The sequence below is a fragment of the Bradyrhizobium sp. genome, from assembly GCF_035652035.1.
GTDB lineage: Bacteria > Pseudomonadota > Alphaproteobacteria > Rhizobiales > Xanthobacteraceae > Bradyrhizobium.
Map to the genome: position 1 here is coordinate 24,220 of NZ_DASREO010000001.1, position 16,413 is coordinate 40,632.

The following is a 16,413-nucleotide window of genomic DNA, read 5'->3' on the forward strand; positions in this document are numbered from 1 at the left end:
GGCTACCTCGTGGCTCTGCGCCGTGCACCGGCCCGTCCGAGCAGGGCGCGGAAGGCGCTGACGATTGTGGCGGCGAACTCGGGATCGTTGATGTTGTGTTTGGTGCGGATGAGTTGGCGGTTGCTGGTCTGGCGAACCGTGCGCTCCAGCGCGCCGAACAGTGCCGCGTCCGCTTCCGGATCCCAGAACGGCTGGCCGGGCGCATCGAGCGCGGAGACGCCACCCTCGGGCAGGAAGAAGCGCACCGGCCCATCCATCTGGTTGAGCCGCTCGCCGATCCACCGTCCGATCCGCTCATTCTCCTCCGGTGTGGTCCGCATCAACGTGACCTGCGGATTGTGGACATGGAATTTGCGCTTGGCGAAGCGCTCGGGAATGGTATCGGGGGCGCCGAAATTGACCATGTCGAGCGCGCCCGCCGAGCCGACATAAGGCACGCGTGTTCGAATCATTGCGCCAAAGCGGTCCTCGGTTGCCGGAAACACCCCGCCGACCAGGAGGTCGCAGACCTCCGTCGTGGTGAGATCGATCACCGCAGCGAGCTGTCCCGAGTCGACGAGCTTCTCCATCGAGCGGCCGCCGACGCCGGTGGCATGAAACACCAGGCATTCGAATTCATCATGCAGATGGGCCACGATCTTCTGGACGGCTGGCGTTGTCACGCCGAACATGCTGATGCCGATGGCCGGGAGGGGCGCGCCTGTGCGGCGCTCCTGGCTCGTGCCCCGATCGAGCCGCGGCTTCACCATGCCGACCAGTGCGTGGGCGCCATTGGCAAGGATCGCGCGCGAGATCGAGTTCAGCCCCTGGATATCGGTGACCGAATACATCATGGTGATGTCGACAGGCCCGACATAGGGGCCGACATCACCTGACGCGACCGATGAGATGATGAGCTTCGGCACGCCGATCGGGAGGGCACGCATCGCGGGGGCGACCAGCGAGGCGCCGCCCGATCCGCCGGCGGAGATGATGCCCGCGATATTGCCCTGGCGGCGCACCCAATTGGCGAAGGCTTCCGCCATCGCGGTGACCGCAGCGCCGCGATCATGACCGAACACGGCCGGCCCGCCGCGCCCATGATTGAGTGCGATCTCCTGCGCCGTGACGTCGCAGGTCGATGGCTTGCCGCTGGTCGAGAGATCGACGAGCCGCGTCCGCAGGCCGCTTGCGGCGATGATGTCGCGGATATAGCGCAGCTCCGTGCCCTTGGTGTCGAGTGTTCCGGCGACCAGCACCACCGGCGGTCCGGATGTCAGCGGCGCGTGGGCGTCGCGCCGCTGTCGGACCTCCTCGATGCGCGCAACGGCCGTTGATAGCGTCCGCGCTGCGGCCTCGATCCGCGCAATCGGTACCGGTTGTGACCAGCGCGTCGGCGGCGTCGGATTGGAAATATAGATACGGACGGGCCGGTTCGATTGCGCCGCTTGCGGCGCCCGTTCCGTCTCGGCGCGTTGCGGCCTAGCCGCAACATCCGGATCGATTTCCGCATGCAGCCCGACCCCGAGCAGACGCTGCTGCAACTCGCGGTCGGCTGCCAGCCGCGCCGAGTCGATGATGCGGTTGATGCGTCCATTGACCATGACCGCGACGTTGCGCGACACGGCGGTGGCTACGCCGATGTTCTGCTCGATCACGAGCACGGACATGTCGCCATCCTCGCCAAGCCGAACCAGCATCTCCTCGACCTGGGCGACGATCACGGGAGCGAGTCCTTCTGTCGGCTCGTCCATGATCAGCAGGTGCGGATTGGTCAGGAGCGCGCGCGATATCGCGAGCATCTGCTGCTCGCCGCCGGAGAGCTGGCCGCCGCCATGGTTCTTGCGCTCGGCAAGGCGAGGGAAGCTCTCGTAGATGCGCTCGACCGTCCAGTTGCCACGGCGCATTCCCGCGGCGAGATGCAAATGTTCGTCGACGCTCAGTGAGCGCCAGAGCCGCCGGCCCTGCGGAACGTAACCGACACCCAGACGCGCAATCGATGCCGGCGCGAGCCCCGTGACGTCTTGGCCGCGCACGCGCACCGAACCGCCGCTCGGGCGCAACAGGCCCATGATGGTGTTGCAGAGCGTGGTCTTGCCCATGCCGTTGCGGCCGACCACGGAAAACACGCCTTGTTCGAGCGTCAGGTTGACGCCCTGCAGCGCATGCGAATGGCCGTAATAGACGTCCAGGCCCTTCACATCGAGCGCAGGCGCGGCGGTGTGGGGCCCCTCATTCATGGCCGGCTCCAAGATAGAGCTCCTGCACCTCGGGATCCGATTCGATGTCGCGGGGCAGGCCTTCCTTGAAGATGCGGCCGTTGTGCATCATGGTGACGCTCTCGACCACGCGCAGCGCCACATCCATGTCGTGCTCGATGATGATGTAACCGATATGGGCGGGCAGGCCGGTCAGGATCTCGATCAACTCGAGCCGTTCGGTGGGCGACAACCCCGCAGCCGGCTCGTCGAACAGGATCAAGCGCGGCGCGCCGGCGAGCGCGAGGGCAATCTCAAGCTGGCGCTGCCGTCCATGGGCAAGCTCGGCAACGCGCTGGTCCTTGACCGCGCTCAGATGCACGGCCTGGACCAGCGCTTCGGCCGACTGCATCAGCGCATCGTTGTGGCCGGGGCGCAGCATGGAGAAGCGCCCGCGCGACACCCCGCGGCAGGCGAGATAGACATTGTCCTGGACGGTGAGGCCAGGAAACAGGGCGGAAATCTGGTAGGTGCGGCGCAGGCCGCGGCGGATCCGCTCATAGGGCGGGAAATGGGTGATGTCCTCGCCGAAGAAACGGATGGTGCCGGAGGAGGGCGGAAAGTCGCCGGTGATGCAGTTGAACAGCGTGGTCTTGCCGGCGCCGTTGGAGCCGAGCACCGCGCGCCGCTCGCCCGGCTTCACAGTGATGGTGACATCGGTCAAAGCCGCGAGCGCGCCGAACATCCGCGTGACGCCGCGCAGCTCGAGCGCAGCTCCAGCACCGACGGCCGACAGGCGTTGTGCGACGCTATCCATGGCCAGGACGCCTGTTCATGCCCATCGAAGCGGATCGGCTGCGTTTCCAATGCTCCCACAGCCCGACGACACCGTCCGACGACCAGAACACGACGGCGAGGAAGCCAAGTCCGATCAGGAGGCGGAAGCGGTTGCCGTCGAGCCCGACCTTGACCAGGAAGTCGAGGGCGAAGGTGCGGAGCATGACGAAAATGAAGGCGCCGATGAACGGCCCGACCGGCCGCGTGATGCCACCGACGACAGCGATGATCAGGATGTCGATGGCGGCGGAGACGCTGACCGAGCCCGGAGCGATCTGCCTGTAGTTCCAGACCTGCAAGATACCGCCGAGCGCCGCGACGAAGGAGGCAACGGCGTAGGCCGCGACCCGATGCGCATTCACGTTGAAGCCGAGCGCGGCCATGCGGCGTGGATTGTCGCGCACGCCCTGCAGTGTCAGCCCGAACGGAGCACGCGACAGATATTCCACCGCAAAGTAGCAGAGCGCCGCGACCGCGAGGACCACATAGTAAAACGGAATATCGGCGCGCCAGTCGATGCCCCAGAAATGCGGGGTCGCGATCGTATTGAGGCCGGTGTGGCCATTGAACAGCGGCCAGTTCTGATTGGTGAAATAGAAGAACGCTGCGGCAATCGCCAGCGTGATCATGATGGTGTAGATGCCGGCCGTGCGTACCGCCAGCGCGCCGCCAAGCGTGCCAAAGATGGTCGCAAGCGCCAGCGCCATCGGCGTCGCCAGCCACCAGGGCCAGCCCAGGCTGATGTTCGCGCTCGCGCTCATGCCGAAGATGGCATACATGTAGCCGGCAAAGCCTGCGATGGTGAGCTGCATCAGGCTCACCATGCCGCCATAGCCCGCAAGAAACATCAGGCTGAGCGCCACGGTCCCGAGAATCAACGTGGTGCCGAAGATCTCGATCAGAAAGAAGCCATTTGCGATCAGCGGCATGATCAGCAGGATGATCGCCACGATCCATGCGGCCGGATTGTTGATCTCAGGCCAGCCGCGGAGCGATGGACGCGCGGCAACGGTCGGTGGAGTTGCATGAGCGTGGGCGCCGTGGCTGAGCGACATGTCACCGCCTCGCCAGCAGGCCTTGGGGCCGCAGCGCCAGCACCAGGACCATGATCAGGAAAGTCACGACGATCGCATAGGTCGGGATGTAGACCGAACCGAGCTGCTCGGCGAGCCCGATGATCACTGCGCCAAGGGCCGCGCCGGGTATCGAACCCATGCCGCCGACGATCACGACCACCAGTGAGGCCAGCAGAAACCGCGTATCCTCGCCGGGCGAGAGCGATGAAAACGTGCCGCCGACCACGCCAGCGATTCCCGCGAGCCCGGCTCCAAGGGCGAACACGAGGACGAAGACAAGCTGGATCCGCACCCCGGTCGCGGCGAGAATATCGCGGTCATCGACGCCTGCACGGATGATCATGCCGATCCGCGTGCGGTTGAGCGCAAGCCACATGCCGACCCCGATGACGACCGAGGCGAGGAAGATCACGATCCGCACCAGCGGATATTGCAGATAGATCGGCTCGCCCGAGGAACGCACCGCGGTGACAAGCGGGATCTCCACCGGTCCGATCAACCAGCTCGGCGTCTGGATCTGATAGAAGTCACCGCCGAAGGCCCACAGCATCAGGTCGGCAAACACGATCGAAAGCCCGATGGTCACCATGGTCTGCCGCAGGTCCTGGCCTTCCATGCGGCGGAACACGGCGAGTTGCAGCAGGATTCCAACCAGCGCGACGACAACGAAGGCGGCGATGAAGCTCAGGATCCAGGAGCCGGTCGAACTACTGACGATATAGCCGATGTAGCCGCCGAACAGGTAAAGCGAGCCGTGTGCCAGATTGACATTGCGCATCAACCCGAAAATAAGGGTGAAGCCGCTCGCGACCAGGAAGTAGAGGCCGCCAAGCGTGATGCCGTTGAAGACAGCGTTGAGAAAAACCTTCTTCCTGCCGATCGCCTCCTCAAGGCCCGGCGGCCAGACAGCGAAGATCAACCAGAGCAGGAGCGCGATCGCAAGGATCGCGATGAGCGCCCAGGCCGGATGGCGTTCGATCAACCTGGTCACGGCCGCCGTCCGATCACCAAAGCGGCGTCCGTGCGGGCCCTCCCGTCAAGCTCAGGCGCAAAGCAGTCGGCCGCTCGCCTCGCCATGGACGTACATCCTCACCGGGTAGCGACCTCTTTTCGGGCCGCGTTTCGTACATCCTAGCGTGATCGCAGGCGCAGTGTTTGATCCTCAGTATCTTTTCGAAGGGCGTGTCAAGCTCGCAAGACCTTGGCGGCACGGCGGTATTCGGTCGGCGCGAGCCCGACATTGGCGGCAAAGAAGCGGGTGAATGCGCTCTGTGAGGAAAACCCGAGATCGACGCTGATGTCGGCGATCGGCGTCTCTGTCGCAACCAGGGTATCCAGCGCGTGCTCCAGGATCAGCGTGTTCAGATAGAGATGGGGCGTGACCCCCGTTTGCGTTCGGAACAGCCGATAGAAATGTGGGCGCGAGAGGCCGGATTCGCGAGCGATGGTGTCGAGCTCGATCTCGGCTCCCGGGCTTTCAGACATCAGCTTGATGCATTTGCGCACGCGAAAATCCGTCACGGATGCTGCGGCCTTGCCGTCCCCTGCCGGCGCGGATTGCAGCCAGCTCTCGACATGGCAGATGTCGATCAGTTGGCGGAGTTCGCTGTCGAGGCTGGCCAGCGACGGCGCGCCGCAAACGAGCGCGGCCGTATGTCTGATCTGCTTCTTCAGGCTCGCTGTGCGCTGGAAACAGGTGCGGCCGAACCGTAGCCCGTTTGCGTTCGCCGCGCTTGGGGCTAACCATTCCCAATTGACATAGAGCACAAAGAAGATCGCGCCGTTATCCGTATCGGCGGGCAGGAAGTTATGCGGTTCCCAAGGATTGACGGCAACGACGGACTCATCGGCGAGGACATGCCGCTGGTCGCACACGTCGATTTGCGCCGGCGTGCCGCCGACGTGAAAGATCAGGTGCCCCTCGCGGTGTGCATGCACATTGAAGGGCCGGTTCAGTTGGTACACCGTCGCGCGGCCGAAGCGGCCGTGAAAGACGGCGAGCGCCCGGCTCATACCCTCCCTCCCGCTGGATGCCTTTGCTTTTTTTTACAGCGTTCAACATCCCGGGAGGGATTGCAAGTGCAGAGCGCGGACTTATCGCTCGTCTAACCTGCGTTGCCTCGCAAGTGCAAAATAGGTCAGTACTTCTTGCATTCCGGAACTGTGCGGCTTGGCAGGCCGATCTTGGCGAATGTGGCCGGGTCGTAGCCGAGCGTCTGGTTCACATTCGGGATGACCTTGACGACCTTGGAGAACAGCGCGCCTTTGCCGTCGTCCACGACTTCGGTGACGAAGTTGGTGCCGATTGCCTGACGGTTGGAGTCGAGCTTGATCTTGCCGTTGGGCGCATCAATCTCGAGCTTGGCGAGCGTCGCCTTCAGCTTGTCCTGGTTGTTGCTGAGGTCGCCATTCACCGCGCGCAGCGCCAGGATCAACGCCATCGTCGCGTCATAGTAATTGGTCGCGAGGAGGGACGGGCTCGGGAAGCGCTTCTCCGGCGGGAAGGAGTCTTGGTAGGCCTTGACGAACTTCTGCCAGCCCGGATCGTCCCAGGTGTCGGCCTGGCCGCTCGCCGCGATCGTGCCGATCAGCGCATTCTTGGCGCTGCCCTTGGCCGACAGGATGGTCTGATCGACCAGGATGGAGCCGCCCATCAGATGCGCCTTGCCGCCGGCCTGCTGATATTGATTGAGGAAATTGACCGCGTCCGCGCCGCCGAGCCCGAGATAAATCGCATCGACATCGTCAGGCAGTGAGGCGATGACGGAGGCAAAGTCCTTGGTGCCAAGCGGGACCCATTGCCGGCTCGAAACCTGGCCGCCGGCGCCACAGAAATCGAGCACCAGACCAAACACCTGCGTATAGACGAAGGAGTAGTCCTCGCCGACCGTTGCGATCTTGCGATAGCCCTTGTTTTCATAGGCATATTTGCCGAGCCCGACCTGCCACTGCGCGCCGTCCATGTTGAAGCGGAAGAAATTCGGCGCCGGGTCGACGTAAGTCGTCTCCTGCGCACCGGAGGCCGCGTTGACGAAGGTGAGCTCTGGATGGGTCTTGGCGAAGTTCTTCACCGCAATGCCTTCATCGCCCGACAATGGCGAAAGCAGGATCTGCACCTTGTCCTGCTCGATCAGCTTGCGGACGGCGCGGACTGCGGAATCGGGCGTCGCATCTGTCGAGGCCACGACATATTCGAGTTCCTTGTCGCCGATCTTCTTGCCGAAGGTGTTGAGCGCTGTCTGGAAGCCGCGCATGCCGTCCTCGCCCAGCACCGTATAGGTGCCCTCGAGCGTGGCAGTGACGCCGACCTTGATCTTTTCCTGAGCCATGGCTGCGCTTGACAGAAACAGGCTCGTCAACGCAATCAGTCCGATACTGCCTTTCAACATTGTCGTCCTCCCTCTGTCGCCAAAGCTCAAGTCGACGGGCTGCGTTGCCGCGTTTGCTCGCGGCTTGCCGCAACCGTCAGGTGATGGCGCAAGGCTAGCCGAGAACGAGACGCGAGTGCGCCTTGCCATCGCGCACGGCTTGACCGGCAGTCTCATTTCGTATGTTGCGTCGCCGAACGTTCCAGGTGGGCGACGAAGGCCCCGAGACAGCGATGTTGGTCCCGGTGAACTCTGCAATGCCACGGGCCCCAGAATGCTTACTCAGGTTCAGTCAGCCAGCGAGTCTCCGATCAGCACGACCACATCGCAGCGAAAATCATCTGTCGGCTTACCGGTCGCATCTTCGACCCGGTGGTAGCAGGCGTTGTTGCCGAATTGCCGATTTTCGAACTTGCCGTTGCGGTCTTGCACGACTTCCAGCTGGATTTTCCTGGCAAGAAGATTGAAGAGGACCTTGGCTTTGGCCTCCGAGCAGGAAAAGAACAGTGCATTTCCATTTTGCTCGACCGAGCTGTTTCCAATCGCTTCCCTGATGCAATCACTGATGCCGGACGAGGTGAGAGCTTGTGGACTGATCTGGGCATGAACCGGTGCCGAAACAACGGACAGAATGGCACCCGCAACGAGCCGTTTCATAATCGCCTCCAACAAACCCAAAAACCAAAGCTGACAAAGCAAGGCTACGCTGTGCCGTATTTCGTCTCCACCGCAATCCCCGCGCTCTTGAGAAAGGCGGTCGGCAGAATGCCGCCGACGCAGACGATGACCGCGTCGTTCCTGATCCTGATCTGCCGGCCGTCATGCTCGATCTCAACGTCCTGCCGGCCGATCCGCTTGATAGACGATTGCAAATACACAGTGATCCGGCCGGCTTTCGCTGCCGCAGCGACCCGGTCGCGATTTTTCAACTTCGCGCGGGAAAAGCCCTCGCTGCGGTGCGACAGTGTTACCGTGGTGTCTGGCTGCTCCGCGATGCTGGCTGCTGCCTCAAGCGCGCTGTCGCCGCCGCCGATCACCAGCACGTGTTGACCCTGGTATTGCTGCGGGTCGATCAAACGATAGACGACTTTGGGCAGGTCTTCGCCTTCCACCTCGAGCTTCCGCGGCGTGCCGCGGCGTCCGATGGCGAGCAACACGGCGGAGCTTCGGTACGACGCGCGGCTTGTTTGGACCTCAAATTCGGGCCCCGCGTTCTTGATCGTCTCGACCTGTTCGCCGTAGTTGATTTTCAGGCGGGTCTTCTGGGCGATGTCGTGCCAGACCTTGAGCAGGGCCTCCTTGCTGACTTCCCGGAAGTTCAGCTTTCCGACCAGGGGTAGCGTGGCAGGCTTGGTCATGACGAGCTTGCCGCGCGGGAAGTGGGCGACGGTGCCGCCGAAGCTGTCCTGTTCGATGGTCAGGAAGCGAAGTCGGTGCTGGACGGCCGCCAGGCTGGCCGCAAACCCTGCCGGGCCTGCGCCGACGATGATGACATCGTAGGCATCGGACGACCGCGGTCGCTGCCGCTTCCGCACGGACTCGATCGCCTGGCGTCCTTGTTCGATCGCGTTGCGAATAAGCCCCATGCCGCCGAGCTCGCCAGCAATGAAGATACCCGGCACGTTGGTCTGAAAATCGGCGGCCACATCGGGAATATCGACGCCGCGCTTCTCTGTGCCAAACACCAGCGTAATCGCATCGCGAGGACAGACCTCCTTGCAGGCGCCATGACCGATGCAATGGCTCGGCTCGATGAGCTCGGCTTTTGCGTTGATAAGTCCGAGAATGTCGCCCTCGGGACAGGCTCGGACGCAGGCGCCGCAGCCAATGCATTTGAGTGGATCGATTTTCGGATGTAACGAGGCCGGCTCGAGAAGACCCGCTTCCGCAGCCGCCTGCTTTGTCGCACGGCTGCGCGCCTCCGCGCGCAATCGCGAGCCCATATAGAAGGCCCAGATCACACCGATCGTGGCAGCATAGACGGCAAACTCAGGATAGAGGCTCATCAACAAGTGCTCCTGATATCGCTTGCACCTTGGCGCAACGAATTGCCGGCATCTCCAAAATCGCCGTGCGACAAAGGGAAATGCTGACAAAGGGCGTCGCTTTTTGTGTGGCGCGACGGGGCGAAATTCTTGACCATCGAACGGCGCCTGCTTTGACCATCGCGATTGGTGCGTCCGCATAGCGGACACGACTACAAGCCGAGCGCTGATTCTCTGTGCGATAGACGAGTCGAAACGAGTGCGTCGCAACCGTGCGGCGGTATCTCATGCGGGGCAGGTAGCTAGGGCCGGCTCGTCGGCTCGGGATTTTTGATCTGGATCAAAGATCGAATCCCGAGAAAGCGACGAATGTCGCTCATTCATCGTGGTGTTGAATTTGTGGCTTTCGGGCCACATTGAGTCGAGATTCGGGCCGCGGCCGTCAATCAAGTCCCGATGCCATTCGTTCTAGCTAATGGGATTATTCGCGTGGTGCGCTTATGCAAAGTCGACAGGTCGGGGGAATTGGCGACTTCGGGAAGTTCGCGTTGCTTCGTCATCTGATGCAGGGTCGTCGCCTCGCCGTATGCTTTTGCCTCAGCGGCGCCGACGGAGAAGGAACGGACAAGACCAGACACTTCGATTACCTGAGCCAGCCGGATAAATTTCGTCACCTGGCCCCGGAGTTGTTTGATCAGCTGGCAGAGTTCGCAATCAGCCGCACCAGCAGCCTCGATCCGCTGTTCGCCTTGCGGACGAGCGGGATATTGCGTGACGCTCTGTTTGTCCGGCACAGGGTGCCGCGGCAGGCGTCCCTGCGGCCGGCCTGGGCGGAGTTGCTCGTCAACTCGGTCGGTGACGCCGATCTCGTCTACCTTGATCCGGAGAGTGGGATACAGGGCAATCGACTGACAAACCGCCATGTCGCGCTCGACGAGATCGCGGCACTGCGAGCGAAAGACCGTGTCCTCATCATCGGCCACCACCAGTCGGGCCGCAAGGCCGAGGTCAAATATCTCGCGGATCGCATGAAGTCGCTCGGGTGCGAGTTGGTCGAGATCGTGCGCTTGCGCCTTGTCGCATCCCATTTATTTGTCATCCTGGACCAAGATGACACGATAAGCGAGGCGACTGCGATATTTGCAAGGAGATGGGGAGATTGGGCCAGATCGTATCGCTTCTGAATTGGTCGACCGAGCGACTATCGGTCGCCTCGATCGAAAATCAATGTCGGTGAGGCGCTACTTGAATAGGCTTTCCAGCGTGCCGTGTCCCGAGGCCGCGGCGATATCCATCGCGGTTTCGCGCTTCTTGTTCCTCAGATTGCGATCTGCACCGGCTTTCAGAAGCGTCGCGACGATATCGGCATGACCCTCCTGGCAGCCGATCATCAGTGCCGTGTAGCCAAACTTGTTCCGTAGATCGGTCCGAGCGCCGTTCTTCAGCAACAGCCGAACGATATCCGCCATGCCAGACCTTGTCGCAAGCATCAGCGGCGTATTTCCGACATTTGTGCTGCGGTCGGTGTGGGACGGGTCGCCCAACAGCAGTTGCGCGGCATCATGCTGGCCGTATTCAAGCGCTGCCAGCAGCGGCGTTCTGCCTTCGTTGTCAGCGATGTGCCGGTCGGCGTTGTGCTTCAACAAGGCCACCAAGCCCCCCGTGTTGCCGTGATTGGCAGAGATCCACAGCGCGGTCTGACCCAGATTGTTGCGCGCGTCGACGGGGGCTCCTTTTGAGATCAGAAATTCCAGAAGGTTAAGGGAGCATGCTGGAGCCGCAGCCATCAACGCGGTTGTACCCGTATCGGTCGCCCCTCGGACGTCCGCCCCGTGATCAACCAGCCGACGGATCATCTGTTCATGGCAATGATGAATTGCCAGACTCAGAGCCGTGTCGCCTCTTTTGTTCCTGGCCGCGATATCCGCTCCTCGCTCGATCAGGTTGACGGCGATATCGGCGTGACCGCCGCGAAGCGCGAGTATGAGGGAAGTGTCGCCTGCATGATTGCTGGCGTTGACGTCGACCTGGGTCGATAGCAACGCGCGAACGGTGTCGAGCCTGCCGGCCATTGCTGCCAATGAAAGCGCCGAATTGCCATCATCGTCCCGTGCCGCCACGCTCGCACCGGCCGCGATCAAACGGTTCAGTATCGTCGTCTGACCACGCCGTGCGGCATCCAATAAGTCGGCGGGATTGATCGGGGTTGCCCGGATTGCGACCTTTGCCTGCTCGACGTGCTTCTGTGCAGGCGCCGCAGCAGATCGGGCTGCAGGACCGACGGTCGGCTGGCCACGTGACGCGGCCGGGACGAGTGACGCAGCAACGAATGCCGCACTCATACCCAAGCAGAACTGCGCAATCTTCGATGATGCCATGAGCTGATATAGATCGAAGATCATTGACTGTCACGCGTCCGCATATCGGTTCGTGAGCGCTCGTCGTCGAGGTGAGTGTCGCAGACGGATTACGGCAGAATGGTAGCAACATTTCGGTGGCTCGGCGCTGTCGCGCGCCACAAAACCGTACGGCTTTATTCAAGCTCTCGCCTTCCTCAAGGGCCCGGATTTCTTCAAAATCGGATTTCTCAAAACCAGTCGCGGCGTAGTGCTGAGACTGGTCCGTAGTCATTTGGGGGATGCAATGACCGAGTCTGCGCTTGCGCAGTCACCCGTCGAATCTTGGAAGCGGCCACAGCACCCGCGCGCGGCGCCGGGAAATGAAGCGCTTGCGGTACCCCGGAAGTCTGCGGCGTCGCGGACACCTCTTGAGCAAGGTGGCTCGAGACGGTCGCGCGGCGTGATCCCGCTGGCGTTCGGCGTGGCTACGACCGCCGTCCTGTGTGTCGGCTGGCTCAAGCGTGAGGATAGCGGTCTCACGCCTGAAAGTGGCCTCGGCTATTGGCTCGGTATCGTCGGCAGCGCGCTGATGATCCTGCTCTTGCTCTACCCGTTGCGAAAACGTGTGCGCATGCCGCGCGTGCTTGGATCCGTGGCCTTCTGGTTTAGAGCCCACATGGTGCTCGGGGTCGCGGGCCCTGTCCTGATCGTGCTGCATTCAAATTTCCGGCTCGGCTCCATCAACAGCAATATGGCGCTCGCAGCCATGCTTATCGTCGCAATCAGCGGTGTCGTCGGACGCTACCTTTACGGCAAGATCCATGTCGGGCTGTATGGACGGAAGGCCGAGGTGCGCGAGATCCTGGCCGACGCCGATGCTCTGAAGAAGGTTGTTGGCACTGATCTCGCAGCCGGAAGCCGTGTCGTTGCGGAGCTGAACGCATTTGCGCAGCGCGGCATCGCCGCGCCAAGGGGGATCTTGAGCGGGCTCCTTTTGCTGCCCGCCGTCAGCTTGCACGCGCTCGTGTTGCGGATCAGGCTTATGCGCGAGGCGCGAGCCGTCATCGCGAGCGAGAGCCGGCGCCGCGGATGGTCGCGCAAAGTTCGTCGCCGGCAGCATCGTCTGGTGGATGACCATGTCATGCTTTTTGTGCGAACGGTGAAGAAGGCCGCGGCGCTCGCATTCTATGAGCGACTGTTCGGGCTCTGGCACGTCTTTCACCTGCCGTTGTTCATCCTGCTTGTGATCGCGGCCATCGTGCACGTGTTCGCTGCACATTTCTTCTGAGATTTGGAGGGTCGCGGGTGACGCGGCGGCTGTTAGGCATGGCGGCGATCGCAGGCGTTTTCGTAACTGTCTTGGCGTCGGGCTCGCGCTCGCAAAATCTGTTCGAAAAGCTCGTGCTTCCCGGGCCGGTCATCGAGGGGCACGCGAAGCTGGAGAATGATTGCGGCAAATGCCACGAGCCATTCTCGCGCAAATCGCAAGCAAAGCTGTGCCTGGCCTGCCACAAGGAGATCGCCGCGGACAGGTCGACCGGCGTGCGCTTTCACGGGCGACGGCCGGATGCCGCAAAGCAGGATTGCAACCATTGCCATGGCGATCACGAGGGGCGAGGCAGCGATATCGTTCAGTTCGATCGTGAGACGTTCGATCATGCCACCACGAACTTCCCGCTGCGAGATGCGCATGTTTCACTGTCGTGTGGGAGCTGTCATGCAAGAACAGTGAAGTTCCGCGACGCTCCCGGGCGATGCGTCGGCTGCCACAAGGAGATTGAACCGCACAAAGGCAATCTCGGAGAGAGTTGCGACAAGTGTCACAACGAGGCGGAATGGCACCGCGTCAAGCCGTTCGATCATGAGACGACCAAATTTCCGCTCCGGGATTCCCATCGTTCGGTGTCGTGTCTCGCCTGTCACGGCGGCGAGAAGTACAAGGGGATCGGGACGGAGTGCGTGAGCTGTCACGTGATCCAGGACGTCCATGTGGGACGCTACGGATCACGTTGCGCAGACTGCCACGCCGAAAACAAGTGGAAGGTGGTTCACTTCAACCACGACAAGGACACCAAATACGCTTTGAAAGGCGCCCATGCGAAGGTCAAGTGCGACGCCTGCCACAGCGGCGATCTCTATCGCGACAAGCTGGCGACCCCGTGTATGTCGTGCCACCGCAAGGACGATCGGCACAAAGGACAGCTCGGCGTCATATGCGAGGACTGTCACACCGAGATCTCTTGGCGTCAGACGATACCGATCGATCACGATATCACGCGATTTCCACTGATCGGTCGCCATGCGAACATTCGCTGCGAAGCGTGTCATCGTTCGCCGGAATTCAAGAAGACGCCGCTGGAATGTGTGGAATGTCACCGCGATAAGCATCACGAAGGGCGGCTCGGGCCGAATTGCGGCCTCTGCCACGATGCCTTTAATTGGAAGCAGTGGCGCTTTGAGCACGACACCAGGACAAAATACCCGCTGACCGGTGCGCACCGCGATCTCAACTGCCAGGCCTGCCACATCACGAAGAATATGACGAAGGTGGTGACGCCGACGGATTGCTTCTCTTGTCATCGGCAGGACGATACGCACCAGGGCGCATTCGGACGGGCCTGCGAGCGCTGTCACACCACAACATCATTCAAGCAAATGGGCAGGCGACCATGAAGGCCGAAAAATGCCCTGCGGAGGGGCGCCGGGCGGCGAGCAGGTCGCATCGGTACATCAAGACCATTCGACAGGCGCCTACCTACGGGGCAAGCTATTTGCCCGAGAGACGCGTGAGCGCGCCGATTGGCGAGATGCATCGTCGGATGGTAAACATCCTGCCAAGGCTCCGGCGTTTCATCTACGCGCTGACCCACGGAGCGGAATGTTCGGAGGATCTGGTCCAGGAAACATTTGTGCGTGCGCTCTCGCATCTGCACCAATGGCAACCGGGATCGAGGCTCGATAGCTGGATGTTTCGCATCGCGCGAAACTTGTGGATCGATCAGGTGCGGGCGGAAAAATTCCGCGGCGAGACTGTCGACATAGAGGCGGTCCATCATCTCTTGAGCTCGGACGGCCAGCTTCTTGCGGAGAATCGCATCGTGCTTCGAGAGCTGAGAAGGGACATCGCGGAATTGTCGGCGGAGCAGCGCAACGTGATCAAGTTCGTTTGGCTCGAGGGCCTGTCGTACAAGGAGACGGGCAGGATCCTCAACCTGCCCGCAGGCACTGTGATGAGCCGGATGGCACGCGTGCGGGGAGTGCTGCAGAAGTTCATTGCGGCGGACATGTAACGCTAAGCGCGTCGCGCGTTTGGTAAATCCGTGCTGCCCTTCGCGGCAAGATCGGCCGCTAGGGACAGCGGAGGGAGCGAAACTGGCTGTACCGGCCATCGCTGGTGACCGCGACGACGACGACTGTCTTGTCGTGCGAGCAGGCAAGCGTTCCCTGGAACGATGTGCTCGACCGGGCGGCGTCCGATAACCCCACAAGATGCGAAAGATACGTGCTTGCATCGCTCGTCGCGGTCAAGACGTAAGCTTGTTCGGCAAAGGCGACGACGGTCAGAGGGCTGCCGGATGATCTCACGTCGCTAGCCCAGCCACGGACCGTGACATGCGCGCCGTCCAGGCGATTGATCTCGTCAATTGCGCCCCTGATATCGGTGGTGCCGCGGAGACCCGCATTTTGCACGGCTGCCATAAGCGTTGTGGCGTCCGAAACTGTCGCTTTGGTCAAAGCGGCGATGTCCGCGGCGGGCGCACGCGGGCTCATCAGCCACAGCGCGGCGACAAATGCCAGCGGAGCAGCAGCGAGCGCCGCGACCCAGGCGATTGGACCGGCTGGTCGAACGGGGGCGTTGCTCGCATTGCCGGCGCGTAGCGAACTTGAGGAGGCGGCTTGCGCGCGGACCCCTGCCGGCGGCCTCATTGCGGCCTCAGGCGAGGGATCGGTGGTCGGTCGCGCGATCCTGTTTGACCGGGAATCCGACTGAAAATGCGGCTCGGTCCTTTGCATTCGATCACCCGCTGGCTCTGTTCGCGTTTCCTGCGTCGCTGGCAAACTCAGGGACAGAAAAGGCCGCATCATGACGCTGCGACGCGGCATGTGCTGACGACGAATGAGTACGCCCGGTCGCAGCAATTGCAGTTGCGAGGCGATAGCAAAGTAATTGGTGAGGCGGCATCGCAACACGCTGTGGCGTTGATGAATCACGTTCGGAAGAAATCGCCGCGTCGTTCGTTAGCGACAAGTCGGCTGAGGCACGCGCCACGAAATAGCCCGACCAGATGCCCGATCCGTGGCCGAATCCGGTGATGCCATAAGCGTCGACGCTCACGAGCGGCAAGCTCGGGGCGAGTGAGGCGTCTTTGGATTGCGCATCTCGAACGCATTTCGAATTCGCAAATCGGTTGAGCGTCGTTGCTTGATGGTTTGACGTTGAGCGTATCGAGAACGTGCGCAGGTAGTGGTGGATGAGTTCAGGTGTTTCAATTTGCCGCCGTTCGTGCGGCAAACAATCTCCACGACCCGACGTCACGGGCGCGCTCGAAGCGAGCGCGACGCTCAATGCTGCCTAGGGTGCTGAGGAGGAGCCCGATCAAACATCGCTTTTAGAGTTGGCTGCGCAGAGG

15 protein-coding genes are annotated in these 16,413 nt (G+C 61.9%); 4 read left to right on the forward strand and 11 right to left on the reverse strand.

Annotated features, from left to right (window positions below):
* Nucleotides 1-2 precede the first annotated feature (2 nt).
* The 8 genes from VFB05_RS00115 to VFB05_RS00150 form a co-directional block, all read right to left on the reverse strand.
* The gene (locus VFB05_RS00115; protein ID WP_325007427.1) at nt 3-2,219 is read right to left on the reverse strand and encodes an ABC transporter permease; all 2,217 of its coding nucleotides are present in this window, start codon (nt 2,217-2,219) and stop codon (nt 3-5) included.
* Entirely contained in the window at nt 2,212-2,994 is a 783-nt protein-coding gene (locus VFB05_RS00120; RefSeq protein WP_325007429.1) for an ABC transporter ATP-binding protein, read from the reverse strand. Before VFB05_RS00120 ends, VFB05_RS00115 begins: the two co-directional genes overlap by 8 nt.
* Nucleotides 2,987-4,069, reverse strand: a complete 1,083-nt coding sequence (locus VFB05_RS00125; RefSeq protein ID WP_325007431.1) for a branched-chain amino acid ABC transporter permease — start codon at nt 4,067-4,069, stop codon at nt 2,987-2,989. The genes VFB05_RS00120 and VFB05_RS00125 overlap by 8 nt, the downstream gene beginning before the upstream one ends.
* Nucleotide 4,070: 1 nt before the next feature.
* Nucleotides 4,071-5,081, reverse strand: coding sequence for a branched-chain amino acid ABC transporter permease (locus tag VFB05_RS00130; protein WP_325007433.1), 1,011 nt, complete (start codon nt 5,079-5,081; stop codon nt 4,071-4,073).
* Between the two features lie 194 nt (nt 5,082-5,275).
* Nucleotides 5,276-6,103 carry an AraC family transcriptional regulator gene (locus VFB05_RS00135; RefSeq protein ID WP_325007436.1) on the reverse strand — a complete coding sequence of 276 codons (828 nt, stop codon included), beginning with the start codon at nt 6,101-6,103 and terminating at the stop codon, nt 5,276-5,278.
* Nucleotides 6,104-6,228: 125 nt separating this feature from the next.
* On the reverse strand, nt 6,229-7,479 hold the full coding sequence (locus tag VFB05_RS00140; protein WP_325007438.1) for an ABC transporter substrate-binding protein: 1,251 nt from the start codon (nt 7,477-7,479) through the stop codon (nt 6,229-6,231).
* Nucleotides 7,480-7,746: 267 nt separating this feature from the next.
* Complete coding sequence (locus VFB05_RS00145) at nt 7,747-8,115, reverse strand: hypothetical protein (protein WP_325007440.1); 369 nt, start codon at nt 8,113-8,115, stop codon at nt 7,747-7,749.
* Nucleotides 8,116-8,159: 44 nt separating this feature from the next.
* Nucleotides 8,160-9,464, reverse strand: a complete 1,305-nt coding sequence (locus tag VFB05_RS00150; protein WP_325007442.1) for an NAD(P)-binding domain-containing protein — start codon at nt 9,462-9,464, stop codon at nt 8,160-8,162.
* Between the two features lie 527 nt (nt 9,465-9,991).
* Between VFB05_RS00150 and VFB05_RS00155 the strand changes: the two genes are divergently transcribed.
* Nucleotides 9,992-10,627 (forward strand): hypothetical protein, encoded by a 636-nt coding sequence (locus VFB05_RS00155; protein ID WP_325007443.1) that lies wholly within the window; start codon nt 9,992-9,994, stop codon nt 10,625-10,627.
* Between the two features lie 57 nt (nt 10,628-10,684).
* Here the strand turns inward: VFB05_RS00155 and VFB05_RS00160 are convergent, their stop codons facing one another.
* On the reverse strand, nt 10,685-11,845 hold the full coding sequence (locus VFB05_RS00160; RefSeq protein ID WP_325007444.1) for an ankyrin repeat domain-containing protein: 1,161 nt from the start codon (nt 11,843-11,845) through the stop codon (nt 10,685-10,687).
* Nucleotides 11,846-12,263: 418 nt separating this feature from the next.
* Between VFB05_RS00160 and VFB05_RS00165 the strand changes: the two genes are divergently transcribed.
* From VFB05_RS00165 to VFB05_RS00175, 3 genes are all read left to right on the forward strand, one after another.
* Entirely contained in the window at nt 12,264-13,070 is an 807-nt protein-coding gene (locus tag VFB05_RS00165; protein WP_325007445.1) for a pyridine nucleotide-disulfide oxidoreductase, read from the forward strand.
* Nucleotides 13,071-13,087: 17 nt separating this feature from the next.
* Nucleotides 13,088-14,455 carry a cytochrome c3 family protein gene (locus tag VFB05_RS00170; protein WP_325007447.1) on the forward strand — a complete coding sequence of 456 codons (1,368 nt, stop codon included), beginning with the start codon at nt 13,088-13,090 and terminating at the stop codon, nt 14,453-14,455.
* A 113-nt stretch (nt 14,456-14,568) separates the two neighbouring features.
* On the forward strand, nt 14,569-15,072 hold the full coding sequence (locus VFB05_RS00175; RefSeq protein WP_325007450.1) for an RNA polymerase sigma factor: 504 nt from the start codon (nt 14,569-14,571) through the stop codon (nt 15,070-15,072).
* 58 nt (nt 15,073-15,130) lie between these two features.
* On the opposite strand, the gene VFB05_RS00180 is transcribed toward VFB05_RS00175, so the two are convergent.
* Both VFB05_RS00180 and VFB05_RS00185 read right to left on the reverse strand, forming a co-directional pair.
* Nucleotides 15,131-15,709: a hypothetical protein gene (locus tag VFB05_RS00180; RefSeq protein ID WP_325007452.1), complete on the reverse strand. Its 579-nt coding sequence runs from the start codon at nt 15,707-15,709 to the stop codon at nt 15,131-15,133.
* Nucleotides 15,710-15,800: 91 nt separating this feature from the next.
* Nucleotides 15,801-16,295, reverse strand: a complete 495-nt coding sequence (locus tag VFB05_RS00185) for a hypothetical protein (RefSeq protein WP_325007454.1) — start codon at nt 16,293-16,295, stop codon at nt 15,801-15,803.
* Between the last annotated feature and the right edge of the window lie 118 nt (nt 16,296-16,413).

What these genes read in the sequence shown, in the direction of transcription:
- VFB05_RS00135 (WP_325007436.1), bottom strand. Translation starts at nt 6,103, where the DNA reads ATGAGCCGGGCGCTCGCCGTCTTTCACGGCCGCTTCGGCCGCGCGACG.
- VFB05_RS00145 (WP_325007440.1), bottom strand. Translation starts at nt 8,115, where the DNA reads ATGAAACGGCTCGTTGCGGGTGCCATTCTGTCCGTTGTTTCGGCACCG.
- VFB05_RS00140 (WP_325007438.1), bottom strand. Translation starts at nt 7,479, where the DNA reads ATGTTGAAAGGCAGTATCGGACTGATTGCGTTGACGAGCCTGTTTCTG.
- VFB05_RS00125 (WP_325007431.1), bottom strand. Translation starts at nt 4,069, where the DNA reads ATGTCGCTCAGCCACGGCGCCCACGCTCATGCAACTCCACCGACCGTT.
- VFB05_RS00160 (WP_325007444.1), bottom strand. Translation starts at nt 11,845, where the DNA reads ATGATCTTCGATCTATATCAGCTCATGGCATCATCGAAGATTGCGCAG.
- VFB05_RS00115 (WP_325007427.1), bottom strand. Translation starts at nt 2,219, where the DNA reads ATGAATGAGGGGCCCCACACCGCCGCGCCTGCGCTCGATGTGAAGGGC.
- VFB05_RS00150 (WP_325007442.1), bottom strand. Translation starts at nt 9,464, where the DNA reads ATGAGCCTCTATCCTGAGTTTGCCGTCTATGCTGCCACGATCGGTGTG.
- VFB05_RS00120 (WP_325007429.1), bottom strand. Translation starts at nt 2,994, where the DNA reads ATGGATAGCGTCGCACAACGCCTGTCGGCCGTCGGTGCTGGAGCTGCG.
- VFB05_RS00180 (WP_325007452.1), bottom strand. Translation starts at nt 15,709, where the DNA reads ATGAGGCCGCCGGCAGGGGTCCGCGCGCAAGCCGCCTCCTCAAGTTCG.